The 25,859-nt window shown below is 41.0% G+C and carries 28 protein-coding genes; 5 read left to right on the top strand and 23 right to left on the bottom strand.

Annotated features, from left to right (window positions below; translation table 11 throughout):
* Positions 1–595 precede the first annotated feature (595 nt).
* Positions 596–976, bottom strand: coding sequence for a helix-turn-helix domain-containing protein (locus tag ACTHQF_RS06710; protein ID WP_440429224.1), 381 nt, complete (start codon positions 974–976; stop codon positions 596–598).
* Positions 966–2,183: a tyrosine-type recombinase/integrase gene (locus ACTHQF_RS06705; RefSeq protein WP_440429223.1), complete on the bottom strand. Its 1,218-nt coding sequence runs from the start codon at positions 2,181–2,183 to the stop codon at positions 966–968. Before ACTHQF_RS06705 ends, ACTHQF_RS06710 begins: the two co-directional genes overlap by 11 nt.
* A 185-nt stretch (positions 2,184–2,368) precedes the next feature.
* On the opposite strand from ACTHQF_RS06705, the gene ACTHQF_RS06700 reads away from it, so the two are divergent.
* Positions 2,369–2,503 carry a hypothetical protein gene (locus tag ACTHQF_RS06700; RefSeq protein ID WP_440429222.1) on the top strand — a complete coding sequence of 45 codons (135 nt, stop codon included), beginning with the start codon at positions 2,369–2,371 and terminating at the stop codon, positions 2,501–2,503.
* 587 nt (positions 2,504–3,090) lie between these two features.
* Here ACTHQF_RS06700 and ACTHQF_RS06695 read toward each other — a convergent pair.
* The gene (locus tag ACTHQF_RS06695) at positions 3,091–3,345 is read right to left on the bottom strand and encodes a hypothetical protein (RefSeq protein WP_440429221.1); all 255 of its coding nucleotides are present in this window, start codon (positions 3,343–3,345) and stop codon (positions 3,091–3,093) included.
* 112 nt (positions 3,346–3,457) lie between these two features.
* Positions 3,458–3,793, bottom strand: coding sequence for a hypothetical protein (locus ACTHQF_RS06690; protein WP_440429220.1), 336 nt, complete (start codon positions 3,791–3,793; stop codon positions 3,458–3,460).
* Between the two features lie 338 nt (positions 3,794–4,131).
* Here ACTHQF_RS06690 and ACTHQF_RS06685 point away from each other — a divergent pair, with 338 nt between their 5' ends.
* From ACTHQF_RS06685 to ACTHQF_RS06675, 3 genes are all read left to right on the top strand, one after another.
* Entirely contained in the window at positions 4,132–4,938 is an 807-nt protein-coding gene (locus tag ACTHQF_RS06685) for a hypothetical protein (protein WP_440429219.1), read from the top strand.
* A 22-nt stretch (positions 4,939–4,960) separates the two neighbouring features.
* Entirely contained in the window at positions 4,961–5,764 is an 804-nt protein-coding gene (locus tag ACTHQF_RS06680) for a hypothetical protein (protein ID WP_440429218.1), read from the top strand.
* 242 nt (positions 5,765–6,006) lie between these two features.
* Positions 6,007–6,297, top strand: coding sequence for a hypothetical protein (locus ACTHQF_RS06675; RefSeq protein ID WP_440429217.1), 291 nt, complete (start codon positions 6,007–6,009; stop codon positions 6,295–6,297).
* 251 nt (positions 6,298–6,548) lie between these two features.
* On the opposite strand, the gene ACTHQF_RS06670 is transcribed toward ACTHQF_RS06675, so the two are convergent.
* From ACTHQF_RS06670 to ACTHQF_RS06655, 4 genes are read right to left on the bottom strand one after another with little or no spacing between them, the layout of a single operon-like run.
* Positions 6,549–9,026, bottom strand: a complete 2,478-nt coding sequence (locus ACTHQF_RS06670; RefSeq protein WP_440429216.1) for a hypothetical protein — start codon at positions 9,024–9,026, stop codon at positions 6,549–6,551.
* 29 nt (positions 9,027–9,055) lie between these two features.
* Positions 9,056–13,279, bottom strand: coding sequence for a tape measure protein (locus tag ACTHQF_RS06665; RefSeq protein WP_440429215.1), 4,224 nt, complete (start codon positions 13,277–13,279; stop codon positions 9,056–9,058).
* A 3-nt stretch (positions 13,280–13,282) separates the two neighbouring features.
* A complete protein-coding gene (locus tag ACTHQF_RS06660; RefSeq protein WP_440429214.1) occupies positions 13,283–13,735 on the bottom strand; it encodes a hypothetical protein in 453 nt (150 codons plus the stop codon).
* Positions 13,736–13,739: 4 nt separating this feature from the next.
* Complete coding sequence (locus ACTHQF_RS06655; protein WP_440429213.1) at positions 13,740–14,075, bottom strand: hypothetical protein; 336 nt, start codon at positions 14,073–14,075, stop codon at positions 13,740–13,742.
* Positions 14,076–14,560: 485 nt separating this feature from the next.
* On the opposite strand from ACTHQF_RS06655, the gene ACTHQF_RS06650 reads away from it, so the two are divergent.
* Positions 14,561–15,877, top strand: a complete 1,317-nt coding sequence (locus tag ACTHQF_RS06650; protein WP_440429212.1) for a hypothetical protein — start codon at positions 14,561–14,563, stop codon at positions 15,875–15,877.
* Positions 15,878–15,942: 65 nt separating this feature from the next.
* On the opposite strand, the gene ACTHQF_RS06645 is transcribed toward ACTHQF_RS06650, so the two are convergent.
* From ACTHQF_RS06645 to rpiA, 15 genes are all read right to left on the bottom strand, one after another.
* The gene (locus ACTHQF_RS06645; protein WP_440429211.1) at positions 15,943–16,458 is read right to left on the bottom strand and encodes a hypothetical protein; all 516 of its coding nucleotides are present in this window, start codon (positions 16,456–16,458) and stop codon (positions 15,943–15,945) included.
* 64 nt (positions 16,459–16,522) lie between these two features.
* On the bottom strand, positions 16,523–16,702 hold the full coding sequence (locus tag ACTHQF_RS06640; protein WP_440429210.1) for a hypothetical protein: 180 nt from the start codon (positions 16,700–16,702) through the stop codon (positions 16,523–16,525).
* A 3-nt stretch (positions 16,703–16,705) separates the two neighbouring features.
* Positions 16,706–16,915: a hypothetical protein gene (locus ACTHQF_RS06635; protein ID WP_440429208.1), complete on the bottom strand. Its 210-nt coding sequence runs from the start codon at positions 16,913–16,915 to the stop codon at positions 16,706–16,708.
* The gene (locus ACTHQF_RS06630) at positions 16,908–17,129 is read right to left on the bottom strand and encodes a hypothetical protein (protein WP_440429207.1); all 222 of its coding nucleotides are present in this window, start codon (positions 17,127–17,129) and stop codon (positions 16,908–16,910) included. Before ACTHQF_RS06630 ends, ACTHQF_RS06635 begins: the two co-directional genes overlap by 8 nt.
* Before the next feature lie 197 nt (positions 17,130–17,326).
* On the bottom strand, positions 17,327–17,584 hold the full coding sequence (locus tag ACTHQF_RS06625; RefSeq protein WP_440429205.1) for a hypothetical protein: 258 nt from the start codon (positions 17,582–17,584) through the stop codon (positions 17,327–17,329).
* Positions 17,565–17,897, bottom strand: a complete 333-nt coding sequence (locus ACTHQF_RS06620) for a hypothetical protein (RefSeq protein ID WP_440429204.1) — start codon at positions 17,895–17,897, stop codon at positions 17,565–17,567. Before ACTHQF_RS06620 ends, ACTHQF_RS06625 begins: the two co-directional genes overlap by 20 nt.
* A gap of 6 nt (positions 17,898–17,903) precedes the next feature.
* On the bottom strand, positions 17,904–18,299 hold the full coding sequence (locus tag ACTHQF_RS06615) for a hypothetical protein (protein WP_440429203.1): 396 nt from the start codon (positions 18,297–18,299) through the stop codon (positions 17,904–17,906).
* On the bottom strand, positions 18,296–18,430 hold the full coding sequence (locus ACTHQF_RS06610; RefSeq protein ID WP_440429202.1) for a hypothetical protein: 135 nt from the start codon (positions 18,428–18,430) through the stop codon (positions 18,296–18,298). Before ACTHQF_RS06610 ends, ACTHQF_RS06615 begins: the two co-directional genes overlap by 4 nt.
* A complete protein-coding gene (locus ACTHQF_RS06605) occupies positions 18,427–19,692 on the bottom strand; it encodes a hypothetical protein (RefSeq protein ID WP_440429201.1) in 1,266 nt (421 codons plus the stop codon). The genes ACTHQF_RS06610 and ACTHQF_RS06605 overlap by 4 nt, the downstream gene beginning before the upstream one ends.
* A gap of 135 nt (positions 19,693–19,827) precedes the next feature.
* On the bottom strand, positions 19,828–21,030 hold the full coding sequence (locus ACTHQF_RS06600; RefSeq protein ID WP_440429200.1) for an AAA family ATPase: 1,203 nt from the start codon (positions 21,028–21,030) through the stop codon (positions 19,828–19,830).
* A 274-nt stretch (positions 21,031–21,304) separates the two neighbouring features.
* On the bottom strand, positions 21,305–21,643 hold the full coding sequence (locus ACTHQF_RS06595; RefSeq protein ID WP_440429199.1) for a helix-turn-helix domain-containing protein: 339 nt from the start codon (positions 21,641–21,643) through the stop codon (positions 21,305–21,307).
* An 89-nt stretch (positions 21,644–21,732) separates the two neighbouring features.
* Complete coding sequence (locus ACTHQF_RS06590) at positions 21,733–22,695, bottom strand: hypothetical protein (protein ID WP_440429198.1); 963 nt, start codon at positions 22,693–22,695, stop codon at positions 21,733–21,735.
* An 11-nt stretch (positions 22,696–22,706) separates the two neighbouring features.
* A complete protein-coding gene (locus ACTHQF_RS06585; protein ID WP_440429197.1) occupies positions 22,707–24,062 on the bottom strand; it encodes a tyrosine-type recombinase/integrase in 1,356 nt (451 codons plus the stop codon).
* Between the two features lie 238 nt (positions 24,063–24,300).
* Positions 24,301–25,119, bottom strand: coding sequence for an SDR family oxidoreductase (locus ACTHQF_RS06580; protein WP_440429196.1), 819 nt, complete (start codon positions 25,117–25,119; stop codon positions 24,301–24,303).
* Between the two features lie 21 nt (positions 25,120–25,140).
* Positions 25,141–25,824, bottom strand: a complete 684-nt coding sequence (gene rpiA, locus ACTHQF_RS06575) for a ribose-5-phosphate isomerase RpiA (RefSeq protein WP_440429195.1) — start codon at positions 25,822–25,824, stop codon at positions 25,141–25,143.
* Positions 25,825–25,859 lie beyond the last annotated feature (35 nt).

The raw sequence follows: 25,859 nt of genomic DNA, 5'->3' as shown, positions 1-25,859 counted from the left end.
CTTTGCCGTGATTCCGGAAATTGCTGCCATGGTAAGAATCATTTACTACACCCCGGACCTAGGCTACAGAATACTGGATCGCTGTACCCATGAAGAAGTTTTGTATTTAGAGACTTCTTTAAAAAATGCTAATGCAGATGTTGTATGCATAGTTGATTTCAAGAACAAGATTGTTTCAAACAAGAGTTCCGATTTCCTAGAACACATGGATAGGATTGATCATGTACTATTTGACGAAGACTACGTCCAAATTTAGGTCTAAACACGTCAAAACATACTGTATGCCAGATCCTTCTCCCTACGTTAATATACCGAAAGATGCTCACTCCGAGCAATTTGAAAAATCTATATGGACCTCAATAAGACTCCTTGAGCAACGAAAGTTACTACTAAAATTATCTAAGGATAATTCTCTTGATGTCGAAGATCAGATAAAGGAAATAGAACTCTACATAATTCATCTGAAATCAGCCTTTCTTACCTTTCATTAGGTCAGTCAAAGTGCTTTTTCTCACTTTGGCCTCGCTCCATAATTTTATGGAATGAATCCAGTAAAAAGAAAACCCCCACATTGCTGTAGGGGTTAAAGCAATAGCTATGATCTCCGCTTGGCTGGCCTTTTTACCAGCGGTTCTGGTTTCTCTCCTTCTCTAAACCAATCTTCGCCTAGAAATTCGTCAATTGCTGACCGTTTAAAAAGGAGCGTGCCAGCTCGCTTTGTGGAACCAAGTTCGTGCTTGTGCTGCATTACCCAGGTTCTTTCTTTCTTAACGTAAGCGCAAACTTGTGCTGTGGTCATCCATTTGGAGTTGATATCTTCTAACTGTTTGGCTAGATGGAGCACTGTATCGTGCGTCCTTTCCAACATATTGATCAGTACATTGTACTGCTCGGTTGATATTATGGTTACACCTTCCATGGCTTTATGTTTTAGTCCCTTAAGTTGAGAGTTTTTCTTTGTTGATTCAAGATTCATTGAAGATATCATCATTCGCTTTATCCAGTTCATCATCTTTCCGGATATCGTTCAAGTACCCCTGATGCACCTTCAAATCACTATGCCCTAATAACTCCATGGTGATCATTGGATTGTTGATCTTGTCAATAGCCATACGTGCGTAGGTGTGTCGAGCAATGTGTGATGAGAGGGGTTTGTTAATATCCGCCTTTTCCGCCAGCACCTTCAGAACCTTATTCACGATAGCCGTTGATGCCTCTTTCTTCTTGATACTACGTCTTTTATTTTCAAACTCACTTGCCTTTGGATCCGGTTGCCATTTATAAATTGGAAACAACCGCTCATGTTTACCATAGTATTTATCAACTATTGCCTGTGCCTTTGGTATGAGTTTGGCACCAACGTTTTTTTTTCCCCCACCATTTACCGCTACATACCGGCCGTTATCAAACTGATTAGAGTAAGCCTGTAAAATCGAACCAATACGGGCGCCTCGAAGATATATCTGCAGAAAGAAGATGTCCCGCACCACATCCTCTAATGAGCCGGGTACAAGGTCTAGTGCTTCTATTCGGTCCAGTTCCTCACCAGTAAGTTTTTGTTTTACCGTCCTGGTAGTTCTTACTCTGAAACGTTGTATGTCCTCTGAAGGCCGGACTCCACTGTATTTCGCAATCACTTGGCGGATGGCTTTTATCTTAACTTGGACAACATTATTGCTGTTTGCTTTTTTGACGATCTTGCCCTTAACAACAAGTTCCTGAGCAAAGAACATTGCCAGCTTTTCAAACCATCTTATATTCACCGCAGCAATATCTACAGAGTCACTATTGAAGTATTGCTTCAGCACTTCTTTATATCCTTCAAACCTCTTGTATGCACCTGTTTTCTTTTCAGCCTTAAATCGTTCGAGTTCCTGAGCAAGAGCGTCATCTAGGGTCATTACAGTTTTTTTCCTAAATAAGTCATCAAAGGCAATTTCACCTTTTCGGAGTCTAAACAAGTCTGCTTCGGCCTTAAAGTATTCTTCAGCCAGATAGCTGTTGATGAGTGCAGAATTTCTAGCCTTTCCTTTAAGTTCATGATTTCTAAAATCCCATTCCTCTCGCTTGCACTTATGAATTACTTTACTTTTCCGTATTCGGTTTAAGGTGTATCGGATTACCACCGGATGAGATCCATCGGTATAAGTCTTAGAGATATACAGGACTAATTTCAACGTCACATTCATGGGATTTTCTTTATGTTGGCTATTCTGGTCTTTGGCTTCTCTATCAGTTGAAGGAATATCTCACTTTTAATAGCTACCTCCCTGATCGGTGGGTTTGTTGAAAGCCAGTATTTGTACATAGCTAGTTCAACCAGAAATTTGTTGTTCGTCATTACAAAGCCCCCCAAACATGAAGTAGCATGAATACGCATGCCGCGGCTAGGCTGATTGTAGATAGCTTCAATGCCTTATTCATCGCTTGCTCCTTTCTCAACATCTGGATAAATAACATCCATGAATCCCATGTCGGTATCGATGTCCCATTGTACATCTGAAGGCGAACCACTGTGAGGTACTTTTTCAAGCTCATCCCTCATTTGTTTGAAATTTTGATGTTTCAAATAATCCGTAAATACCTGGACAATTCCACTTTAGTAACAATCTTTAAAATGACTTAGCTTCTGGATTGCATAATTCACGTCTGCCTCATTGATTGTGATTTTAACAGCTCTACCTTGCTCTGAAGGGATCTGCTTGTTTTGGTTTTTACTTTTGGTACTTCGCATGACCTTTAAAATAAAGTATCCCGGTCGCTGCGAAGTACCAAATAACTCTTTACAGAGAAATAGGAGAATGAGGGGCTACCTCTCGACCGGGAATATTGTTAATAAATGATGTCTGTTTTGACTCTCTGTTTAAGGTTGATGATTCTGTTATTTGATACTTCGCATCACCAAAGTAGATAATAGAATCATAAATCTCAAATTTATTTACACAATCTCTTAGGCAACCATGATGCCAGCAAAGCCAAAAGCGCTTAAAAGGGCTTCTATCGATACTTCTGTATAATAAGCATTGACTTACACATGGAAATTATTACCCATGGTGTAAATAATACACCGTATTTTGCCGCAACTATCCTTTATTCTATAGCTGTCGCTCTGAAATCGCCGTATTTGAGTCCACGCATAATATCTTCTCTTAATGAGAATAATAGGTTTTTGTAATAAAGGTAGGGCTCAATGTTAACCCCTGGACCTGAGTTTTCTTCAATTATCCTCAAAAGGTCTTTAATACCTGCGTCTACATTGATCAAATGATGATTTAGATTTTTCCCTGTTGCAACATCTGCAATAAGCTTAATAATTGAATGATTGATGTCCGACATTTCTTCCATATTTTTTAATTTACTTGTGCTCCCTCATCAGCATTAATTAACACCTGTATTACCAGTAGTGCATTATTACTTAGCAATAGCGTTGAATGATGTCCGTATTAGCTTAATGTTCTTAATTCTTGTTACCATCCGCCTTTAATGGACTAAACTTAAAAGCCGCCAACATCTTCTTCATAAAAGTATCAAATTCCTGCTCCACCCTGCATAGATCTTCTAATTTCTTTTTAATAGCATGCTCAGGATAAAGGAGAGTGAAATTAGTGTGCTTTTCCATCCCCATCGCTTTAAAGACCACACGTTCATCACAGTCCATGAATTCCCTAGGAGTGTACCATTGCTTGGTTTCGTGAGAATAGATGATACAACCAGCCTTAAACGCTTTCATAGCTAATTTTAGCTTATCCTTATACGCTTCGCTATTCTTATCCTTTAAATCGTTTTGCATCATGGTAGGTTAACGACACGAATTTACTAATATTATTAGCAATATCTGTTCCGTGCAATGTGGCTATTGTGCAAATCTTTACATTTACTTACACGAACAACCCGTATATGACAAATTTTTGAGCTGCCTTGCTACATTTGTGGTGAGAGCGTAAGGGATTGGGTAGCCAGCATTGGCTGCCCTTTTCTTTTTCATGCTTTCAACTCCTCAACAAGGCAAACTATTTCTCGCTTATTTCCCGCTTTACACCACAGGTTACATTCAAGGTAACAACAGTTTACATTGAATACTAATCAGATGATTATCCGCTATTTTCGCTGCATCAAAAACCAATTATTAACATGAAACGAAATTATTTTCGCTCTTTTATGTTCGTGGCTCTGGGAACCATGATCATAAGCTGCTCCAAGGAAGATGGACCAATGGCTAAGCCAGATGAAAAGCTGGAGACTACGACAAAGGCTGCTGTAACTCAGGAGTATTCCTTTACCTACGGCGCTGTTCTACCTCAACCGGGAAGTACTAAACCCAGCACCATTTACTTTCCGCCCAAACCTGATGATCCATGGAACTGGCCGAGCTACCCATATACCAAGATTTTAACACCAACATCAGAGTATCTTGAAGAGACCTGCCTGGTGGATGTTTCCAAACTCGAAAATGGCAAAACCTATAGTCAACTTACGAATGGCAAGCTTACAATGGGATTCTTCCAATCGCCGTATGATGGAGACTCTAGGTTTAACCTAGTTAAATTAAAATCTAACAGCGCAACTGGTTGGAATTCCTCATGGGGTGTATCGCCGAACGTAGAAGGTGAAAATCCGGACGTATTTTATGCCGGAATAAATCGCGACGAACTGGTAATATATTTCTCAAAGCCACTTATTGAATTCGGCTTCGAAGTAGCTCCAAATCGCAAAAATGGTGATCACCAAATTTCAGCGCAATATGGAGACTGGTTGTTTGACGGCGCAAAAGGAGGTGCAGGGGTAGTAAGTAGAAGTCCAGGCGGAGCTAAACTGATCGCAGTCAAAGCAACAAAGCCTTTTACAATGGTCATGATCAATCTGGGGGATCATCCTACACAAGATATTCCAGCAAATGGAATCGCTCTCGCTAACTTCAGATATAAGCTTGCTAAATAATAAACAACAACAAACATAAACCATGAAAAAACATTTTATTACCGCTTTTGCCGCGGTAGGTCTACTTGCGACATTAAACTCCTGCTCAAAGGATGAATCCTCTGTAACTGATCAAGGCACAAAGCTTTCTAATACAGCTGCACAAAATCCGTACGAACTTTCCTTTGGCGGTAGAATTGCAGATTATCCCGCAGGAAAAGACGCACCTAAAGCTTTAATTTTTCCTAATCCCCCGGATGACCCTTATGGAGGTCCTAAATTTCCTTTCACAGTTATCCAGACTCCCACACCGGAGTATCTGAATGAGACCTGTTTAGTTGATATTTCAAAACTAGAAAACAACAAAACTTACCACTCCATCCAAAATGGAAAACTTACGATCGGCTTTTTCAGTGGAGCTTCCGGCGGTTCAGAAGCAAGACTTCTAAAATTAAAATCATCCAACGAAACTGGATGGACTTCAGCTTGGGGCGAAGCACCTTACGTTCAGGGTGAAAATCCAGAAGTATTATATACAACGATTAGCAGAGATGAGCTAATTATATATCTGTCCAAACCATGTATTGAGTTCGGATTTGAGATCGCCCCAAATCACAAAAACTATAACCATAGATTTGGTGCATCGTACGGCGACTGGGTTTTTGATAGCAATAAGGGCTCAGTAGGTCAATTGGTGACAAAAAGTCCATCGGGCGCACGTTTGGTTGCCGTGAAAGCAACAGAACCATTCACTATGGTCACATTAAGAAGCAGTGATAGTCCAACTGGAGATGAGCCAGTTGAAGGCCTCGCAATTGCAAACATTCGCTATAAACTTGCTAAGTAAGTTATAACCTTCATCCAAAGCCTCTCAGAAATGAGGGGCTTTTTTTTGGGTTAACTGATTTAGCTATGCCGTCCGAACGTTGATTTGTGCTTAACCTGAGCTTAATATAGGTCAGGTATCTTGCACTCAATTAATGGTACACTTTACTTCAATTACCTACCTTTCAATAGCGGCGCCTGGATGGGTTCCGCTTTTTTATTGGCTTGGAACCAAAAAAATGATTCTGTAAATTGTATTTCAGCATGGAGGATATGGAAGTTCACGACAGGGAATCATTTATGATCGTTTTCCAGCAGCGGTTTAAAGGCTTCATTGAGAGTATTGAATACGAGTACAGGCAGGATCTTGATGATCATAGGTACTGGCTCCGACTCAAGGAAGGATTCACAAAGCCTGATTTTACCACGAGTGGGGTATATCCGTTCATCAATCAGATGCAGCGGGTGTTTGACGATGAGCTGACCATTTGGGTGCGGGCATATGACGAACCAAAGGAAACGTCCTGGTCTGTTGACGTTAATGGGCTGTACTAAATACCGACTCCTTTCTTCTGCCCATCAACCCATGCTACGTATGCATCAAACCACCTGATAGCAGGGTTGCTCTGTATTTTTTTATTTCAAAATAAATTACCACGCTGAACAGATACAAGGCTATACTATATTTACGAAGGTCGGATGGCCGGTAACTATCATTGCCGTATAGTTTGAGAGCGGGGGCATAAAATACATGAGAGCGTTAATTTAATCAGCCCCCGCTTGTTTCTCCAACAAAAAGAACTAGGTTATAAAACAATTTCGAAAATAGGGCACCAACCGTACAATGTGAAGTAGTTCGCCACAGGGTTCATGTAACCTCTACTATCTCTCAGGTTTCCCCTGGCACCCAACATCCTGCCCGATTTCCCAACAACACCATCGATAGTTCCATTGATTGAATTCGATCCATCACCGTTTACACCATAAGTAAGTCTTGTTCCTGTTGCTGGTACGGCCGATAAAGATATTTTAACAACGTCCGGACCAAACAGACTCACTGATGTGATCGACTGTGCGGCTTGCGAAATTGTTCCAAAGGCGCCATTTGTTTCGTTCACAACAGAATATAGATTGAAGCCAAAGTTTCCATCCGGCAAGGGGCCAACGGTTGTGGTGTCAAATACCAATGGTCTAAATGGTGTATAAAATTTAATATACACATCTGTTCCTACAATGAAGTGTTGTGTCGGCGATATAGGTAATACCCTTTCATTTTTAACTGTAGCATTATACAGGGCGATACCATAATGATTACCCATGTTTCTATAAGTCTTAGCTGGAGCGTGCACATAGTCAGCAGTGTTGTAGTCTGCCTCATACATAGTCTTAGCTAACGAGACGCGTTCATCCTCTAAGGCTAATTCCAGCTGCTGCATTGCTATTCTTGGATATCTGTAGTAGGCGTTATGACTGCCAGTCTGATACATAATCATCTTAACATGATTCTTTTGCCCTGTGATCGCCTTAATGTCTACATTCAGGTCATTTAGCAACGTCTTAAGCTTAGATTTGTATAGATTAGGGTTCCAGTCGCCTAATCCGTAGTTTGCTGGTACACCTCCAGTTCTGTAATCTTCTTCACCTTGGGTCCAGATAAATGCCGGTACATTGTAAGGCTTACCCGCCGCATCTGCAGTTGCTTTTCCTGCTCGGATGTTGTTTAGCAATGTTGTGTAAAATGTGCTCCCTTTTGATAACTGCAGAACAGATCTTCCACCAGCTCCACCCAAACAGGTCATCATACGGAAATCAGATGGAAGGGCTTTGTACTCCTTGCTCATAGCCAGGAACATTTCAGCATAACCACCATTCATATCTTGAACATTCGCATGCGCTCCGGTTTGCGTGTATGCGATCGGAACAATCTCTGTAAATGTTGAAGGACCCGCATCAGTGTTTATCGACAGAGATTGACCGTAACATGGCACCATCCAATAACCTTCTGGATCAGGCGTAATTAATAGGTTTGCATTTTGGCTAATATCTCCAACATACGATAGCTTCATCTGGAACTGCAGGCTTGCCGTCGATGAACTCAATGCAGACATTGGAACGTCAGATGTGACATCTTTATAAGCTGCACCGCCTTTAATTGATGACCATGTTGTTTCCGATGTATTTATAAAGAGACCTCCCGTGTTGTAAATAGCTATGGTATCGCCTGAAAAAAAATGAAAGTCATTTTCTATTGGGATAGTGTTTATGCCTTGAGCTACGGGTAATTCAAATTCCCCTTTATAAACCAGAACGTTTTCAACCTGCACAAATCTTTTAACAGATAATATTCCGCCGGCAGGAACAGCTATAACCAATTCAGAAGGACGACTGTTAATAGGTATTTTAGAATCAATCCAGTATGCTCTGTCTGGAGATGACAATGCCCCCTGGCTAGATGGTTTTGCATGCCCAAACAGAATAGTTTCTGCTAGAGCTTTTTCAACTGAAACAAGCCTACTATTCAACTCTTTGCCTGATTCCGCAGAAAGAACTTTTTTGTTATCTCCAATCGTAAGGCTATTAACAATATCGGAAGGGGATAACACTTCTTTAGCGACCTCAAAGTTAAACCTTAATTGAAGAGCAAGTTCCGTAGGGGGAGACAAGGTGGATATTGCTGTATTGCTCACGACATCTGTCTGTGATGCTTTTCCCTGTAATAGACTCCATCCCGGGCCATCTACTTTAGATATTATCGCGTCTGAAGATTGTATTGCTATGATATCTCCAGGGTAATACTGTAGGTCCGCAGTAGTTTTAACACTAACAAGTCCGGCTGTAACTATTGCAGAAGTTTGAGAATGATAAATAAAGGTTAGACCATCTGACGATAAAGTAAAACGTTTTATTCTTAATGTCCCTCCTTGAGTAAAATTTCCACCTATGGATTTAAGTGTTGCTCCTTTACCTAAAGAATTCGTGTAAAAATAGACTCTGTTGACAATTGTTCCAACAGAAGATCCAGCTAGCGGATCTGACCCAAGAGAGAATTTACCTCCCTTTAGATCGGGTGCAACTGGAACCAAATTTCCATCCCCATTGCCACCATTCCACCAATATTCTACCAAGCCTGATGTTGTATTTATTCCAACTTTCTTGTGTAGTCTGATTACGGCAGGCACTCCAGCATTAGCAAGGGATATGCTTTCATAAGGGCCATACCACCCATCAAGGTTGCCAGGATTCAGTAGTTTAAATGATTTTGCTATTGAGGTGCTGTTAGCCATATGTGTTTTTTTATGTGTTTATCTTGTATTTATAGTCCGTTAGCTTTTAAGGCTGCATTTCCTGATCCAGTTTTACGATCCATACTCTGAAGTGCTTTTTCTATGTTTTCTAATCTTGTAAGGCTTTCAGTATTGTTAGCCGTTCTCAACGTATTGGCTGCTATTTGAACACTATATTCCAGGTTGCTCTTGGCAATGGAAAATGCATCAAAATGAACTTTGTTCGCTTCTGCCAGCAACCCATTTGTTCTATTTACTCCAACCAGCACCCCGTTCATAGCGCCTGCGATTACAGTACCCGTTTCCTCAGTGATATTCTTGATGGAACCGGTGAGGGAGTTGTTGTTTGAGCCCTTACCACCATCCTTTAAGCTCATGCCAGTAGTTTTCTCCCAATTCTCCAGATCTTTCTGGGCTTTCTCAGCGGCTTCTGTGTAGGATTTTCTTAATACCGCAATTTCCTTTTCAGTCAGTGTCCCGTCATCAGTGGCTGCAGCATACTCGTCATAGAAGGCCTGCAATTGCTTCCTGATCAATTCCCCCTTAAAGCCGTTCAATATTGACGTGCGTATGGTGTCCTCGAACGTTTTACCGAAATCATGTGTACCATCAGTAAGGGCGCCAATGAAGTCATCAGCAATGGCATCGAGGGATGTGCCGATTGTCTCAGCTTTAAGGTTGTTGGCAAGGTCTTTTGCGGCTTCAGCAGATTGGATTAGGTTCGCCACTATAACGGCTGTTTTCTCGTCTAGTTGCTTACTATCCAACAACCTTTGCAGTTCCTCCAGGCTTTCAGGTAGCTGCTTGTGACCGCTTAGTTGAAACGTTTTTTCAAGGAATGAGCGCGACATACCCGGCAGGGAGCCACCTTGATTGTAAGTAGCGATAATTGCATCCTCTTGCTTGTCTCCAGTAAGGGCATACCGGCCTTTTAACTGCTCCTGGAATTTCTTTTGATCGATTGTAGCCTGTGCAAGTGCAGCCTGATACTCTTTAATCCTGTCAGTACCATACGCCTCATTGATCAGCGATATCTGCCTTTCAAGAGCCTTATTCATCGCTTCAATCTGATTGGTCTGGACTTCACGAGCATAAGCCTGTTGTTCAGCGTTCGCCTTTAAGTCAGCGCCAAGTACATCAGATACAGATTTGAATGCGCTGAATGCTGCGCCGAAAATTCCAAGACCTGCACCTAACTGTCCAAGTGCATCTCCTTTGCCCTGCGCATCCTTCAGGTCCAGCATACCTTTCTTAATATTCCCAACCTGACCAACAACGTTACCAACGGTACCAAGTAGCTTTCCAAATCCCTCATCAACACCAGACACAGCTTCAGCAACGCGGTCGATCTGATTGGCCAGGTTAATTATTCGTTCAGGCATACGTTCAGCAATCTCACGTTTTGTATTGCCAAGTAGTGTTCTGATCTCTTTTGCTAGCTCTTTGCTGATCTTACCGCTTGCCATTAAGGCGTTCAGCATATCTTCAGCGTTGGATACCACCTTACGAGCATTTTCATCAGATAACCTGTCTACACCTTCAAATAGGGCTTTGAATGAATCCAGCTTTTTAGCGTTGGCATCATCGAGTGCATCCAGTTCAGTTTGGTACTGCTCAGTGCGCAAAGCCTTTGATTCAGCATCATCACCAAGTAATAACATCTGCTTGTTGTACTTTTCAGTAAGTACCTTTCTTTTCTCCTGGTAGGAGAGGAAGTCTGCAAGCAAATCATCCTGCGCTTTCTGCTCAATGATCCTGGCTGCCGCTATTTGCTCATTCAACAGCTTCATTGCAAATGGATTCGCTTCAGCTTCATCTTCGCTACCACCTTTGGCTTTCCCTGGGTTGGTCAAGTCCTCCATTTGCTTTTCAAGCGATTCCAGGTAGTTTTTGTCTACGTCAATTAGGTTCTCATATCTCGCCTTGGCTTTATCTTCCCCAATCTTGGTTTTTAAATCCTCAAATTCAGCGTAGTATTTAGCCTGCTCATCTAATGAGGTCTTTAGCACTTTGGCTTCAGCCTTATACCGGATCTCCTGTTTTTCTTCAGCTTCGGCAGCACTGAGTCCGCTGATGTTTACTTTCTGCCCTTTGCTGTCTTTCGCATTATTAAATGCAATCGCTTTCTCCCTTAATTTACGGTACTTTTCTTCAACGCTAACAATTTCCTGCTGATCGGCCGCTTCTTTACTGGCAACACCTTTACGGGTAAGCGCATCAATTTCAGCTTGCAGGGTTCTTTGTCGGTTTAAAGCGGTTTCCTCTGCTTTGGCAGTAGTTGATCCGCCCCCTTTTTTAATCCGAGCCTGAAGCGCCTCAATGCGTTTAGCGATATCACTTGTTGCATCAGCTGATCCAGGTAGCTTCTGAAGTTTGGTAATTCGCTTTTTGATGTCGGCAATAGCAGTTAATGCACTATCAGCAATCTCTTTGTTGCCAGTAACCTGTTGCCCTTTAATCTTTTTCAATTCCTCACCTACACGTTCCCGTTCAGCGTGCAGGCCTTCAGCAAGTTTGAAAAACGACTTCACCGTTTTATCATTCGATTCCTTCAGTGTTCCATTCTTAACACCTTCCTCAAAGGCTTTATAATCCCGAACCGCCTGCTTGTACGTTTCATTAACCTGACTGTAAGTGTTACGAAGTTCGCCAAGGCTGAGTAAAGACACATCCTTCTTTTGAGATGCTTGCAATGCGCTCTGATTGTTCTTACTGCTATCTCTAAGGTCGTAAGCCTTACGTTGTGCTGCAAGTGAACTGTTGGTAAATGTTAACGCATACCTAATGTTTTCGGTAAATGATCCCCTGAAGAACTGACTCAGCTCAATGGCTGCATTCTTAGCTCCACGTATGATAGGTTCAAAAAGATTAGTACTAAGTGCAGATCCCTCACCGGCCAAGCTTTGCAACGCTGATTTCAGGCCATTTAACTCGGCATTCAGTCCATGTATTCCATCGGCGGCTTTATCCCCGTAGGCCTTATCTAATTGCTCAGCTAATTTAGGCAACATGTCACTTGCCACTACAGAGCCAGATTCAAGCAGCTTGTTTAATTCTTGCTCAGTTACACCCATTGCTTTTGCAGCAAGAGAGAATGCACCCGGTAATCGCTCGGATAACTGACCACGTAGTTCTTCAGCTTGAACATTACCCTTACTAATCATTTGTTGCAAGGCAAGCAGGGAACCCGACATTTGATCACTGGATAAACCCAAGACAGCACCAGCCTTAGCTACTGACCTGAATATCTTTTCTGATTTATCAAGGTCAAAGTTAGAAGCCCTAGCGGCACCGGTAAATGACTTATAAGATTCAGCAAGAGCAAAGTAATCAAGCCCTAAATCTTGTGCTAGTTGCTTTAATTCAGATAATTTATTTAATGCGTCACCCTCAGAGCCAGTTATAAATGTTAGAGGGTTTTTAATCTTGTTGAATTCAAGTGTTGACTGAAAGATAAACTGCAGTGCCTGACCGGCTGATAGATACGCTGTTGCAAGTCCAGCTAAATCCTCTGCGGCACCACGTAATGCACCACCGTAATTACCAACGTTACGCTGATGATTACCCATTTGTGCATCAAACGCCTTTAGCTTATCATTGAGATCATTATACTCTTTGATTTTACGTTTCATTGCAGGGGTTTGGTTGTCAAAACCACCCTGAACACCTCTAATCCTTTCGCCTAACTCTTTTAACCTCTGCTGAGCTTCCTTATATGAGCCAGAAAGTGCTACGTTAGCCGCACGTGCCTTTTTCGCCTCTTCGGTAATCTTCTTCTGCTCAAGGGCATGCTCCTTCAATGCAGCAGCAGCTTGCTTATCCTTGATCGCTGCCTCGGTAAGCTTTTGGTTTAATTCTCCCTGAGCAACCTTGTTGGCTTGCACCTGTTTGTTGTAGTCCTGAAGTCCAATCTTACCCTGAGCAAAGGCATTCTTTAGTTCCTGCTCAGCAATCTTCAGTCGCTCAACTTCAGTACGGCTTGCCTGTGTTGCAATCTTACCCTGCTCCAGTTCGTTCTTTAAAGCCTGATTGACCTGGATCAGCCGTTGAACTTCAACACGTGCATCAGCTAAGGACTTCTGTAAGGCAAGTTGTGCCTGCTGGTAGTTGGAGATGGGTTTGGTGTCGAGTGTTACTGGTTTAACAGTAGCACTAGCTTTCGCTAAATCTGCCAATCGCTTTCTAACTTGTTCAGCAGTCTTAGTAAAACCGCTGATGTCGATTCCAGCTTTATAGTTTAATTCTCCAGGCATGCTTTATTTTATTGAGTGTTTTAATGCGGTTCTTAATTCTGATTCCATGTGTCCTTCTGATCCGGATATTACATCAAATCCTTTAGCCTCAACATAGTATGCGTATTCCATCCCAGCCACAACTATCAGCATGATATCGCCATCATCGAGTAATAAGGCTATTTCTTCAGCGTATTTGATGCCTTGAGTAGTGCCGAGGTCACCTTCTGCAAGAGGGGGGAAGTATTTATCGATGATTCCGTGATCTTTAACAATGACATACCCGATTGAGCCTCTAAGGTTCCAGGTAATGTTCCCGAAGCCGCCTTGTACTTTGGTCTTTTCACGAGAACGATCAACTGCTTTTTTGCCGACTACCTTCAAGGTTTCTACCAGCTTGTTTTTCGCGTCCTCAACAAACTGATCAAAGTGACGATCAAGGGCTTTAAAGTCGAAGTCTGCAGTGATCTTGAGCATGCGTTTAATTTAAGATGGGGTTAGGTGCCAGGCTGCTTTTTATGAAATGGATTCCGGCTTTGTAGGGGATTACAACTGTAGAGAAATGCTCACCATTGTTCAGCCGTAGAAGGTCCATAGCTTCAATTTGAGCCCAGGCGTAGTATCTACCTTCGGTATCGTGGTAGTAACTATCTGTACCTTGCGAATGATGATAGATATGGATTCCAAAGTTTTTCGAACTTTCTCTAAGCTCCCGTAGCTTGTCAATTTTGTTCTTCTTCCACAATTCAGCGATCAGCTTTGCTTTTTTGCGAATAACCTTCGGCACGCTCTTGTCGTTGATGCTAACTGGGATCATGCGGTAAGTGTTAGGTTAGGTGACCCAGCCCGTTGAGTGGAAGTGATTTGGCTATTAGAAACAACTCCAATGAGCTTTACAAAGAAATCACGCCTTTCTTCAGGTGAAGCAGTTTCAATTTCCTGTTCGATTTTGTCGAGATTAGTCTGTAGTAGGTTCTCAATTCTTTGTTTAATCGGTTTTTTACGTGGGGGGCGTCCGAGCGGGTAGCCCGACTGACCTGGTTTAAACTTTGCCATGATTTGTATTTCTCGTTTCCTGATGTACAAATGTAGGTGCCTGATTCTCCCCTGATAAATGAGTTCATTTACCTGATATCGGTAGTAAGTAAGGCGGAAAATGTATGTTAAAGTGTATGTATAGATCGCAGTTCTAGCCTGAATGGTGCGGGAGTTAGGATTAGCGTACTCCTTTGAGGAGTAACATAGGATCTAGTGCAGTCAACATCGACGGAAAAAATAGTGTATGTTCGTACATTTGATATCATGGGGGTTTTCGACTTTAAAAAGACATATGCTGGAACAATTTTTATCAATAACAATAAGCTCTCTTGCACAATCTCTTTTCCTGAGGGGAGCATTATTTTGAGTATCATAACTGAAAATGGCGAATATGGCTTCCCTTATGAGGTTGTAGCATCTATTACGGGACTTCTCTCAACTGAGAAAGGAATAATGAAATTTAAAGCATTTGAAAATTTCACTATATCAACAAGTGGAGGATGGAATCAATTCGCACATCACGAGTTTAAAGTGCAGGACTTATTAGTTACGGATATAGATGGCGACTTGAACCTAAATGCCTTTAGGCACTGTAGAGTTTATTATGATCGGTTAGAGTCTATAGGCCGTTACATCGACATTGAACATAATGGAAATGCCTTTTCATTTCAACCGACTTTTGAACGAATAGATTTTTATGAAGAGATCGACGGGACGGTGTCGTTATTTAATCCTGTTACATTTAGATGGTCAAAATCCTCAAACCGCGTATTTAGCGTCCAAGTGGAGCCTTACTTCGACCTTTTGCTTTCAGAAACAAAATCCTTGGATTTAATTGCGCCCGAAATTAAAAGTGTAGGATGGTTTGTTCAATTGATTTTTGGAGCTAAACAACTTCCGATTGACTTATTGTTATTTGCTGAGGATAAAGCCAATAAACCAGATAAGGATAGAACCTATTTCTTTTTTACAAAGGAGCTAGTTGAATGGAAGCTTAAAACTAAAACTCCAAAAGTCGATCAGTGTTTCATATCGATTGAAGACATAAAGGAACAAGTCAAACATTCATATTTGATCTGGAAGAGCTTTACCTCAGCACAAAAAAAAATCCTCACTTTATATTTCAACGAGATTAATTCTAGCCAATACATCTCAGACGATAGGTTTAAAAATCTATGTTCTTTGGTTCAGGGCTTAGCTGCCTTTAAAACTACTATCGACATTCCTGGAATAAATGGAGACATGAATAAAAAACTTCGTTACTCTTGCGTGCCTATGCTCGAACTTATCCTGTTAGATGTATTCGAGCATAAGGTTCTCTTTAAGCTTTTTGAAATCATAGGTCGACAGCGCGACCACTTTCAGCATTTGAATGTGAAGCTAAAATATGATTTGGATGATGATCCATCGGAATTTAGGGCTGTAAACGGGTTACTAACATGTATTATAAAGTTTCACATTTTAAAGGCTATTGAGTTCCCCGATGGCAAGATAAGAGACATAGTGAAAAGAGATCTGATGTATATAACTGAAGCGTGTCGGTCTCTACAAAAAAACATTAAACAACGATATTTGATTTAGTTATGCGCCCTTCAGGAAAAATGAAGAACATCTTAGGTCAGGGTTAAAGAGCAATAATCATGTGGCTAAATTTGACTCTTGATAAAAGATAATAAGTCAAGTACATCTGCTGTTCCTAGGAAGTCTGGGATTACTTTATTCATTCCATCAAGCTCGCTAGTTAACTTGAATTCATTGAAAAACGCAGCTCTTTTAGGCTCATTGTTTTTGAAGTGGAATCTATTCCCATGTGCCATTGCATTCCTTAGATGCCGTAAAAACTCGAATTCTGGACTATGATTTGATAAGTTCGCCTGTTGAATAAGATCACCAATGAAAACGATTGAGTGAATCAATGTATTATTCATTATGTAAACCATTTCGTTAGTTTCAGCTAAAAACTTTTTAACATTTTTTTCAACAGGATAAATTCGCGATCCTGATTTCGAGTAAAGAGTCAGATTGCCAACTTGGCCAAAGGTTTGTAAATCAAATTGAGTTCGGTAGGGAGATGTGAGATATTGTATCGTGTAGGTATGTACAACTACCAGCATTTCTGTTTTTTCAATGTATGCGATAATCTCATCCCTTCCAATAGCCATATTTCACAATTTTATTTTCCATGAAAGTTAGATATTCTTTCAGTTATATGTGCAACTATAAAGATTACTTTGTCTCCACAAATCTCACGAATGGATTATCTAACTTGATCCAGTCGCCCATGTTACTACCTCGTGCGCGCCAGTCTTTAAGCCACTTGTCCCGGCTTATCTCATCTTGCAGCTCTTTTAATTTCTCCTTGTCGTTCGCCTTTATAGCATCAATGATTTTATCCTTGATTTCCATACTCTATTGTTTGGTTACTTCTACCTCAAATGTATCGTCGGTATAAAGAAGGCTGAATACATCACTTAAGGTGATCGTTGAGCCGTTTAAGAGGAACATCCGACCTGTATCACTTCCCCTTCTGAATAGTAGCTTATTTCTCTTTAAAATGCTCTTAGGGGCTCTGCCCTTCAATACCTGCATCAAACTTTCAATCTTTTGTGACTTATTCATATTTGGCCCTCATTTCTACTATCCTGTCAAAATCTATTTTATTGACTTTACCGCCATTAGCCACATAGATGTTTTCTTCCGGATCTGTATCACTCCACTCGATACACACTGGAACTGGCATTGTCTGGACAACTTCTCGTTTGCTGATCTTCCCTTGGATGAGTGAAGCTATCAGCTCTATTTTATCCTTCTTACCCCCGATAGCTTTAATCATAATAATACTCCTCCATATTGTTAATTCTTCCTGTTGTTTCTAAATGACCTATTGCCGGCAGCGTCCTCAGGTATCTATGGAACTCATCCTTACTAACCATTTTATTATTAATGGGGTAAGTGTTTCCATTAGGCTCCTCAAAGTGAATTACCATTCGAGGCTCGATATCTTTCGCGGATATCCTGCCGGTCATTAGATCAATAATCTGTTGTATCTGCTGCTGTTTGTTCATATTCTCCATAAGTAACTGTAAATGACTCCACTGGATGTGCTGTGCTTACCTTCTCATACTCTTCTTTACTGGCCGGGTGATTGTTGATGAGGTAAACATTATCGGAGCCATATCCTATGCAGATGCATAGATCTTTTGGCTTTAAATCATCTTTGGAAACCGAACCATTGATCAGTCCAATAAGCTGATTAATCAGCTGTTCTTTAGTTTGTTGCTTGCTCATCTTGGTCAAGTATTTGCGTAATTAATGTATTCAACTGATCCTCACTCATTCCTTCCAGTTTCGATTTAAGCTCAATTTCACTCGATACACTGGATAATGTTGGCACTGCGTACTTTAGAAGTTTTTCAATGAAAGACAACCTTTTCTCAGCATCAAGCACCTTAACATCTTCCTTCATTTGTTCCCAGTTGTCATCAATTAGATCATGTATTCGGCTTCTTAGATCGCTTGTAATCTTATTAGGCGTTCCTGGCATTCTACCTCCTGTTTTTGGCCTTCCAGGTGGCCTTCCTCGTTTTTTATTCATTTCCATTCTGTTCTATTTTAGAAATTCAATTATTGCTTCTGCTTCAGCAATTACCCTATCTTTAAACCGCGGATTCTTCCACATTGGGATGATAAACTTACTGTAGTGATTGACCAGTTCGGGATTTTCAAATCCCAGATTATCACTGATTAAAGTTCGTAGTCCAGACGCCAACTTAATAGACTGGCTTATTAATTTGTGGGGGGCTATTAGGTAGTACGTAACTGCAATCACAAAGGGCATTGTTTCCGGCTTTGGATTGTTACGGATAACCAGGTGTCGAACAATCCCAGGTGTCAAACTAGGTTCGCTTATTATTGGCGTTGCAATTCTTATACATTCTTCGTACACATCCGGGCTTACCTCCTGCAGTTTCATATGAACAAGCCGATTAAAGGTTGCTTTCATTTCTCGTCGATTAAAAACCGTAAATGGTTAATTTTCTTAGCCTTTTCTTCTGGTGTCATATACCGGTTTGCTTTTACGCTGGCGATCTCGGCTTTTAAGATCTCAACTTCATTTTTCCTGTTTTTTGTCATGCTGCTATGTGTTTGTTTGTTAATAATTCGGATTTTAATTGCTCCAGGGCATCAGTGTAAAGTGATAGGCTTAAATGGTTAGTAGGTAGCGTTAATTGCACACCTTGCCATAATGAGCCAATGTAGTTTCTATGCTTATCTGGGATATCCCCCCTACTTTCCAGATCTGAATAGTATTTCTGTAATTCAGCTAGTTCATCGGGGATCCTAGACGGTGCTGGATCCTTCACGCGCGTAGTGACCGTAGAAAAGTCTTTGTTTAGCTTATCGCCTGATATTTTGAAGTAAACAAACTCGTTTGATAGGACCTGGCTCATTATCACCCGAGCTTGTTCGGCTTTAGAAATAGGAATAATGATTTCATCGTGTACCGGAACGAAAATGATCTCCGCAGCTATCAGCTTTCGCCATATTTGCGCCATTACCTTTACTTCGGTGGTCTGCAGTAACCATGCTAAATTACTGTGTGGTTTATCCTTTCCATGTGGATTTAAGGTCTGCGGTGTCGCCTTGTATAGATTAATCCATGTGATCCAATCCGCAGCGCCAAACAAATTAGAAAGTGCATTGCTTGGTTTACTGAAAAGGATTTCAAAGAATTTCTTTTTTGCCTCGTCACGTGTCTCTAATCGTGCTTTGGTCTGCAGTTCAACATAGATGTCTTTTCCAGAATTAATCCATCCGCTATACTCATTTCCCGGTATAGCTTCTCTTAGTATTTTCCCTAATAAAGTAGGCTGCATGCAGGCAACATCCAGGGATGTGGTTTGCTCTCCATCAAGTAAAAGGTATGGCCTGTGTGACCTATGGAAATTTGAAACAGGACTGTGAACTCGGCCGGCAAACTCATCTACTTTAAAAAACAGCTCCGGCCTATCCTGTTGGTACTTTAGAAATAAATCAAAATAATCAGTCGAAGCTGCACCCGGCGGCAATGAAACACTTTTGAGGTGGTTTAGTATTACCTTGTAAATAGGATCTTCAGGTAAAGGCTTAGTTAGTAATAAACTTAGATCAATTTTACCTGGCTTCAGAGCCTCGTAAAAGAAACGTTTATCCTTTTCGGTGACTCTTAACTCTCCACTAATTACAAGTGCTAGTATTTCATCTTTCCTTTTAAAATCCGGAAAAGTAAAAAACCGTTCTTCTATTTCTTTACTTGGAATATGCACCGGCTGTAAATCGTCAAATTCAGTTCTTAGTCTTAAAGAGAACACCTGCTTTGTTCGTATATAAATGGTAAACTTTTGTTGTGGTGTCATGGAGTTGGTTAATCAGATTTTAAATCACTCATATTTTGTTAGTCAGTAGTGTTAGTTAACAGTGTCGGTTAGTTAACCCCTATATATAGGGGGTTTAACCAACTAACCAACCCTTTTTACTCTGTTGATAGTTGGTTAAAATAGTTGGTTAACCAACTGTTCCTCGCTAACCAACTCTACCTTATCCGCTAGTTTGTTAAGCGTCATATTACCTTTTTGACCTTTGAGCTGAGTGATGTATCCCTCTTGTACATAGAAAGAATGGAATACTTTTGCTCGGCTCAAATTCATGGGATCTTTTTTCGGCTCATAACTTACCGTAGACCATGCCGCCATGAAGCTGTTTAAGAAATCAGTGCTTTTTAATTCTTCATCATTCTTGAAAACCTTAGTTAAAACACTGTGATGTAAAACCGAAGGGACTTCAGTAGGTAGATCTAATTTTCTTCTAATTGGCGTTCCTTCTTCATTAGAAGAGGACCAGTTTTCAACCATGTAAGGCGTTCCATTTTCGTCACGATTCAAAGCAAATACATCAAAAGGCTTCCCACGGGTAAATTCTGGCTCTACTACAATCTCCTTAAGGTCATTTTGACCTACTTTGATAACAGTTTCAGCCTTATTAACCATCTCTGACCCTAAATGCCCTCTGGCGTGATCATTGCCTTTGTTTTGGTGAAGTATCGTTAGAATATGGCAGTTAAATACCTCCGCCCAGCGCATTAAGTTAGTGGCTGTGTGAGTAGCCTCTTCCGGACTGTTAATGTCAAAGACTAGATCACGCACACCATCAATGACAATCAAATCATACTGACCTGTTTGCATCAACGACTCAATAATATGTATGCGGATGTCAGGTGGATGGATCTTTAAATCGTAAAAGGATAGGTTTTCAGAAGTTTGAAGTCCGGCAATTGATAGTATCCAGCTTTGGGTACGGCTTCCGTAGTATAAGCCTTGTTCAGTGTCAACCCATAACACCCGAATACCCACCTGGATGGCTTGTGCTATAATCCAAGCAGCTACGGTAGTCTTACCTGCCTTTGCTTTGGCAATCAATAAAGAGATGGACTTCTTTGTAAGCATGGGAATACCACCAATTTCGAAAACGATTTCAGGTGGTGGTATGTCTATTCCCTGGGGTATTAAATGCTTTGCGGCTAATAAAGCATACTCTTTGAGTCTATCAGCTTTGATATCGCTTGGGTGTTGTAGGAGCCCTTGCTTTATAGCGTCACTGTACATCATGCCGATATCCTCAATAAAGCGGTCTTTCGTTGGATCCAACACGTTAACCGGTGGCGTTACATCTTCGCACTCTGTTATTTTAAACCCCATGCTTCCTCCTTTTCCACGACTGCAAAGCATAATGGTAGCACCTGTTACCAGTGATTTGACAAGGACATATATAAGCCACGTACAGTGATCCGGATTGAACCATCCTGAGCAGCGGCAAACAAAGGGTGCAAATTTCTACCTTAGTATATAGGCTGATTTGTCTCCTTGTTAGTGGCCGTTTAGCTTGGAATAATGCTTGCTTTATTAATTTTTTTGTATCTTCGTCCTTGTCATGCCCACCATGATCAAAAGACTTTTTAAAAGGAGCAGTCATTTATTTGGTTGCTCCTTTTTTCAATTTAGTCATTGACGACATTGCAGCGTCTACCTCTGATTGTTTGAAGAAAACCGTGCGACCCACCTGGTAGAATGGAAACACGCCATTCTTTTTGTAACGATGGATTGTTAGTTTGTTTACTTTCAGGTATTCTGCTAATTGTGGGATGGTGAACCGCTCGTCTTGTTGCAGATCGATCTGGCCGTTGGATTCTGAAAGTGATATCTCGTGATATTTCAAACACGTATTAACACAATCCATTATAATACCTCTCAAGGTGTGAATTGGCACCGAAATGAAAACGGTTTCTTGGGGATTTTGTGCGGTTGCTTGCATAACATTTTGTTTTGTTATGCTAAGGTGTTAATGTGTATCTTCCGTAACTTCCAAAAGGAAATACCGGAAGATACTAAGGGTACTTTCGTTTAATTTACCTTACATAATAAGGTATGTATGCCCTTCTCGTACTGAAGATAGGCTCTACTGATCTTACTTTCTGCGCTCCTCAATGTTCTATCGGTAATATCAAGATTGGGTATTGCTTTGTTAACTAGTTCGGCTCTTTGCGCATCGTTTAAGACTTCGTTAATGACACCAAGAGAAGATAATTGATCAATCCAGGCTGCGATACATGCCTTGCTTTTCGGACCTCTAACAAACTCACCTTCTGCATTCAAAATAGGTGGTTTCACTTTTTTAAGCACATCTAAGTAAGGCTGAGGATCAATTCCTGTTTTAAAAAGGTTTGTTGGCTCTACAGAGACGCTTGATTTATTTAGCTTTTTGGTAATAGGAAATTGGTCTTTTGTTTTTAGGTAGTCCAGCGTTGTAATAAAGAAATCATGAAGTTTCAGTGCCCAGCCTCTTTTGATTTCCATTGCATCAATCACGTTGGCTTTAAGTATGTATTTTGCCTCATTAACAGTGTGGATTAGATCTCTTACATAGGGGGTGTTTCTCACAATCTTAGACTGTTCATTACAGTGGGCTTTTATTGCTTTATCTTCAATGTCATCAATAATTGCAATGATGTCATTGAGCAGCTCTTCATTTTCTTGAGGATAAGCTATATTCATCCAAATGGCCTGGGTAATTCTCGAATTGAACTCCTCGGTAAGCCCGGCTTTAAGAACAAAGATCCAAGCTCCATTCTGATTCAGGTATTTCTTAAAATGACTCAACAAAGGCTCTATAGATTCGGTTTGCACTTTCACAATAAACAAAATGACATCCTCATCGTCAGCATCAGATAAGAAGTCAAGCAAACTCCTCAAGTGCTTTATCATTTCTTGTTTTTGTTCTTCGAAAGGTAGATTCAGGAAATACTCTTCGAATTCAGCCATCTCTTTTCTTTGGCTGACACTTCCTTTATTTTGGATCTCATTCATAGCGTTAATCTTTATAATCCTAGTTTTTGCATTGCTTCTGCCATCAAAATAGCTTTATCTTCATTGGTTGCCCTCAGGTATTTTAAAAAGGCTGATTCACTTTTATGTCCGGTACTATTCATTATCAGCATAGTAGGTACTCCTTTATTAAACATATTGGTAGCATACGATCTCCTGCAGCAATGCGAGGACACGTATTTATATAGTGGCTGAGTGGTTTTGTTCTGAGTGTTACCTTTTGTATTGGTTACAGTTTTAGGCTCTGTAAGTCCAGCAAGCCTAGCTACAATCTTGATGTATTCATTAAAACGCTGATTTGATATTTGGGGTAGCCCTTCCGAGTATCTAGCAAGGACAGGTTTAAGTTTTGCCATTACTGGAATGCTAACCCGGCCACCTGTTTTAATTTGCTTGACTTTAATAAAATTACCGTCAATGCTTTGCAGGTCCAGGCATGAGAAATCTGAAAAACGGAGACCACTCCAGAAACCTACCAGAGCCAAATCACGTACCTTTTCTAAAGTACTATATGAAACTTTGATTTCCAGACCGTCTTTAGTAATCATCTCAAATCCGTCCGGATCAGATAAATCAAGTGAGGCTATCTTGTCAATCTGTGTATCATTTAAGTATATAGTATCTGCTTCATACCCTGGTTTCACAAAATCCTTAGGCTTAAAAGTATCAGGAGCCACCTCATTCATTATACTTTTAATGTCTTTCACATAGCCCACGAAAGTTGAAACTTCCTTTTGCTCCACATCGAAGCAGTACCGCTTGAAGTTATCATAAAAATCTTTGTTGACAGTTTCGAACGGTAAGGATCCGAGCATCATATACCCCATGTACCTTTTTACCGCAGCTAAAGTGTTTCCATAGTTTTTGATGGAGTTGTGGGTAAAACGTTTCCCGGCATTACGCCCTGTGCTAATTTCCCTTTTTCCAGATTTCCGTTCTTCGATAACCATCTGGTAATAGGAGACAAAATCATGCTCTACATCTGACGGCAGTTCCTCTACTACCTCGACTTTATGCTTGTGAATCTTATCAAGTTCAGTTCTGAGGTATTCTTTAGTTACTGGAATCTTGTTTGTCTTTGCGGTGTTGGCAATGTTCTGAGCATCAAGAGCGATTTGTTTAAGATTGGCTCTGATCGCAGATGCATATGGTGCGCTCTCACTGATCAGTTTATTTACATCGCTTTTATCAGTTGGCTTCTCTTTGGTCCCAGCTTTATAAAATTTAGGTTCTATCCGAATGCCAGTATAATACTGCAATCTTTGACCGTAAAACGAATAAAACATATTGATCGCGAGTTTTCCGCTCCCGGTTGCCCTAGGTTCTAAATAAAATTTCGGTAATGCCATAACTGTATGTAAGTATTCAAATATACATACAGTTTTACTGTAATCCTAAATATATTTAACGATACAAATCAATATCTAATTAGCTATAACGCGTTAATTAACAATGATTATCAAGGTTTTTGTGAGATGGTTGTAACTTGTAAAAAGTGTATGCATATCTAAATTATACACCTGTTGGGTGTACGAATACTTAGTTAGAACCCCTGCAATTTAGTTTGCAGGGGTTTCTTTTTACCCTTTATTCCAAACCGGTACCAGACCGTAGCCAAATCTCCCAATTGTTCACCCGGTATGTATAGCCGATATCTTCATTGTACCTGCTTCTCACAATCTTCCAATGCAGCTTTTCAGGAATGAATTCCGGGACTGCTAGGCCCTGCATCTCCGCTGCAAGCATATAGAACGCTGCCCTTGATGGATGATCAGGGCCAACAGCATTCAGACATCCTGGGAGCTGCTCCATGTGCAGCAAACGTTTTGTAACACCGATACAATCATCAAGATGGATAAGATTAACTGGAGCTAAGCCATTCGCTACACCTTTTTTTCCGGCAAAAAACCTTCCTGGGTGTCGCCCTGGGCCAACAAGTCCACCGAAGCGTAATGCAGTTGACCGGCCATCGGGCAATTGCTGTAGTAGAGACTCCATTTGTAGCAAAATTTCTCCAGAGCCAGTCTCCGGATTACAGCTTGAACTTTCATCCACAGACTGCCCGGTATCTCCAAAAACACTTGTGGAACTTATAAGAATCGTCTTCTTTATGTTCTTAGACAGAATAATTTCAATTACCTGTTTTAGGCCGTCAATGTAGCTTGTATTCGCAACCAGCCTCACGTTAGAAGCGATGACTAAAGCATCACAGACCCAGAAATCCGCCGCAGGGTCGAGTGGTTCAGGGCCACCGAGTTTGATTACGCTAGCTTGTATGCCAGCCTTATGAAGTGCTTCAAACTTTTGTTCAGTGGTTACCGAACCATGAACTTCAAGCCCATCTTCTAACAACGACGTACCTAAGGCACTGCCAAACCAGCCATAGCCGAGAATACTAATTTTCATCTAATCTAATTTGCTGTGCCCTTAGAAATATACAACCCAGTCACCATCCCCCATGATCACCTTAGCAGCCAAATCTAGGAAAATACCATGTACCAGCAGCCCCTCAATGTTGTTTAGGGCTGCCGACAAACTTTCAGGGTCCTCGATTAAGCCAAAATCAGCATCAATGATGTAATTCCCATTGTCAGTGATATACAAATGCCCGCTCTTTTTTCGCAGCACCGGACTTCCATGCAGTAGCTTTACTTCTTTCATGACATGATTCACCGCGAGCGGAACAACCTCCATCGGTACGGTAAAAGCACCCAACTGGTCTACCAGCTTTGATGAATCTGCAATAATGATCTCCTGTTTAGTCATTGAAGCCACAATTTTCTCCCGGAACAGCGCTCCGCCCCCACCTTTGATGAGCTTGAGATCTGAGGTGAATTCATCAGCCCCATCAATGGTGATATCGATGGAGTGTACTTCATCAAAGCCCAGCAGTGGTATGCCAAGACTTTCTGCAAGGCTGGCGGTGTTTTCAGATGTTGCAACAGCTTCAATCTGCAGACCCTGCCTTACAAGTTCTGCGATCTGCTGAATGGCATAGTACGCTGAAGAACCTGTACCTAAGCCTACAATGCTTCCGGGTTGCACAAACTTAACCGCCTCGAGTGCTGCTATTCTTTTTTCCTTTTCTTTGTCAGATAATTGCTGTTCCAAGTTGTACGGGTTTAATTATAAAATACCAAGATTGT

The sequence above is a fragment of the Pedobacter sp. SAFR-022 genome, from assembly GCF_051965375.1.
GTDB lineage: Bacteria > Bacteroidota > Bacteroidia > Sphingobacteriales > Sphingobacteriaceae > Pedobacter.
The sequence above is the reverse complement of the archived record's forward strand: the minus strand, read 5'-3'. Positions and strand labels throughout refer to the sequence as shown.

Coding starts and splice junctions, on each gene's coding strand:
- ACTHQF_RS06710 (WP_440429224.1), bottom strand. CDS start 976: ATGAATCTTGAATCAACAAAGAAAAACTCTCAACTTAAGGGACTAAAA.
- ACTHQF_RS06700 (WP_440429222.1), top strand. CDS start 2,369: ATGAATACGCATGCCGCGGCTAGGCTGATTGTAGATAGCTTCAATGCC.
- ACTHQF_RS06695 (WP_440429221.1), bottom strand. CDS start 3,345: ATGGAAGAAATGTCGGACATCAATCATTCAATTATTAAGCTTATTGCA.
- ACTHQF_RS06690 (WP_440429220.1), bottom strand. CDS start 3,793: ATGATGCAAAACGATTTAAAGGATAAGAATAGCGAAGCGTATAAGGAT.
- ACTHQF_RS06685 (WP_440429219.1), top strand. CDS start 4,132: ATGAAACGAAATTATTTTCGCTCTTTTATGTTCGTGGCTCTGGGAACC.
- ACTHQF_RS06680 (WP_440429218.1), top strand. CDS start 4,961: ATGAAAAAACATTTTATTACCGCTTTTGCCGCGGTAGGTCTACTTGCG.
- ACTHQF_RS06675 (WP_440429217.1), top strand. CDS start 6,007: ATGGAGGATATGGAAGTTCACGACAGGGAATCATTTATGATCGTTTTC.
- ACTHQF_RS06670 (WP_440429216.1), bottom strand. CDS start 9,026: ATGGCTAACAGCACCTCAATAGCAAAATCATTTAAACTACTGAATCCT.
- ACTHQF_RS06665 (WP_440429215.1), bottom strand. CDS start 13,279: ATGCCTGGAGAATTAAACTATAAAGCTGGAATCGACATCAGCGGTTTT.
- ACTHQF_RS06660 (WP_440429214.1), bottom strand. CDS start 13,735: ATGCTCAAGATCACTGCAGACTTCGACTTTAAAGCCCTTGATCGTCAC.
- ACTHQF_RS06655 (WP_440429213.1), bottom strand. CDS start 14,075: ATGATCCCAGTTAGCATCAACGACAAGAGCGTGCCGAAGGTTATTCGC.
- ACTHQF_RS06650 (WP_440429212.1), top strand. CDS start 14,561: ATGGGGGTTTTCGACTTTAAAAAGACATATGCTGGAACAATTTTTATC.
- ACTHQF_RS06645 (WP_440429211.1), bottom strand. CDS start 16,458: ATGGCTATTGGAAGGGATGAGATTATCGCATACATTGAAAAAACAGAA.
- ACTHQF_RS06640 (WP_440429210.1), bottom strand. CDS start 16,702: ATGGAAATCAAGGATAAAATCATTGATGCTATAAAGGCGAACGACAAG.
- ACTHQF_RS06635 (WP_440429208.1), bottom strand. CDS start 16,915: ATGAATAAGTCACAAAAGATTGAAAGTTTGATGCAGGTATTGAAGGGC.
- ACTHQF_RS06630 (WP_440429207.1), bottom strand. CDS start 17,129: ATGATTAAAGCTATCGGGGGTAAGAAGGATAAAATAGAGCTGATAGCT.
- ACTHQF_RS06625 (WP_440429205.1), bottom strand. CDS start 17,584: ATGAGCAAGCAACAAACTAAAGAACAGCTGATTAATCAGCTTATTGGA.
- ACTHQF_RS06620 (WP_440429204.1), bottom strand. CDS start 17,897: ATGGAAATGAATAAAAAACGAGGAAGGCCACCTGGAAGGCCAAAAACA.
- ACTHQF_RS06615 (WP_440429203.1), bottom strand. CDS start 18,299: ATGAAAGCAACCTTTAATCGGCTTGTTCATATGAAACTGCAGGAGGTA.
- ACTHQF_RS06610 (WP_440429202.1), bottom strand. CDS start 18,430: ATGACAAAAAACAGGAAAAATGAAGTTGAGATCTTAAAAGCCGAGATC.
- ACTHQF_RS06605 (WP_440429201.1), bottom strand. CDS start 19,692: ATGACACCACAACAAAAGTTTACCATTTATATACGAACAAAGCAGGTG.
- ACTHQF_RS06600 (WP_440429200.1), bottom strand. CDS start 21,030: ATGGGGTTTAAAATAACAGAGTGCGAAGATGTAACGCCACCGGTTAAC.
- ACTHQF_RS06595 (WP_440429199.1), bottom strand. CDS start 21,643: ATGCAAGCAACCGCACAAAATCCCCAAGAAACCGTTTTCATTTCGGTG.
- ACTHQF_RS06590 (WP_440429198.1), bottom strand. CDS start 22,695: ATGAATGAGATCCAAAATAAAGGAAGTGTCAGCCAAAGAAAAGAGATG.
- ACTHQF_RS06585 (WP_440429197.1), bottom strand. CDS start 24,062: ATGGCATTACCGAAATTTTATTTAGAACCTAGGGCAACCGGGAGCGGA.
- ACTHQF_RS06580 (WP_440429196.1), bottom strand. CDS start 25,119: ATGAAAATTAGTATTCTCGGCTATGGCTGGTTTGGCAGTGCCTTAGGT.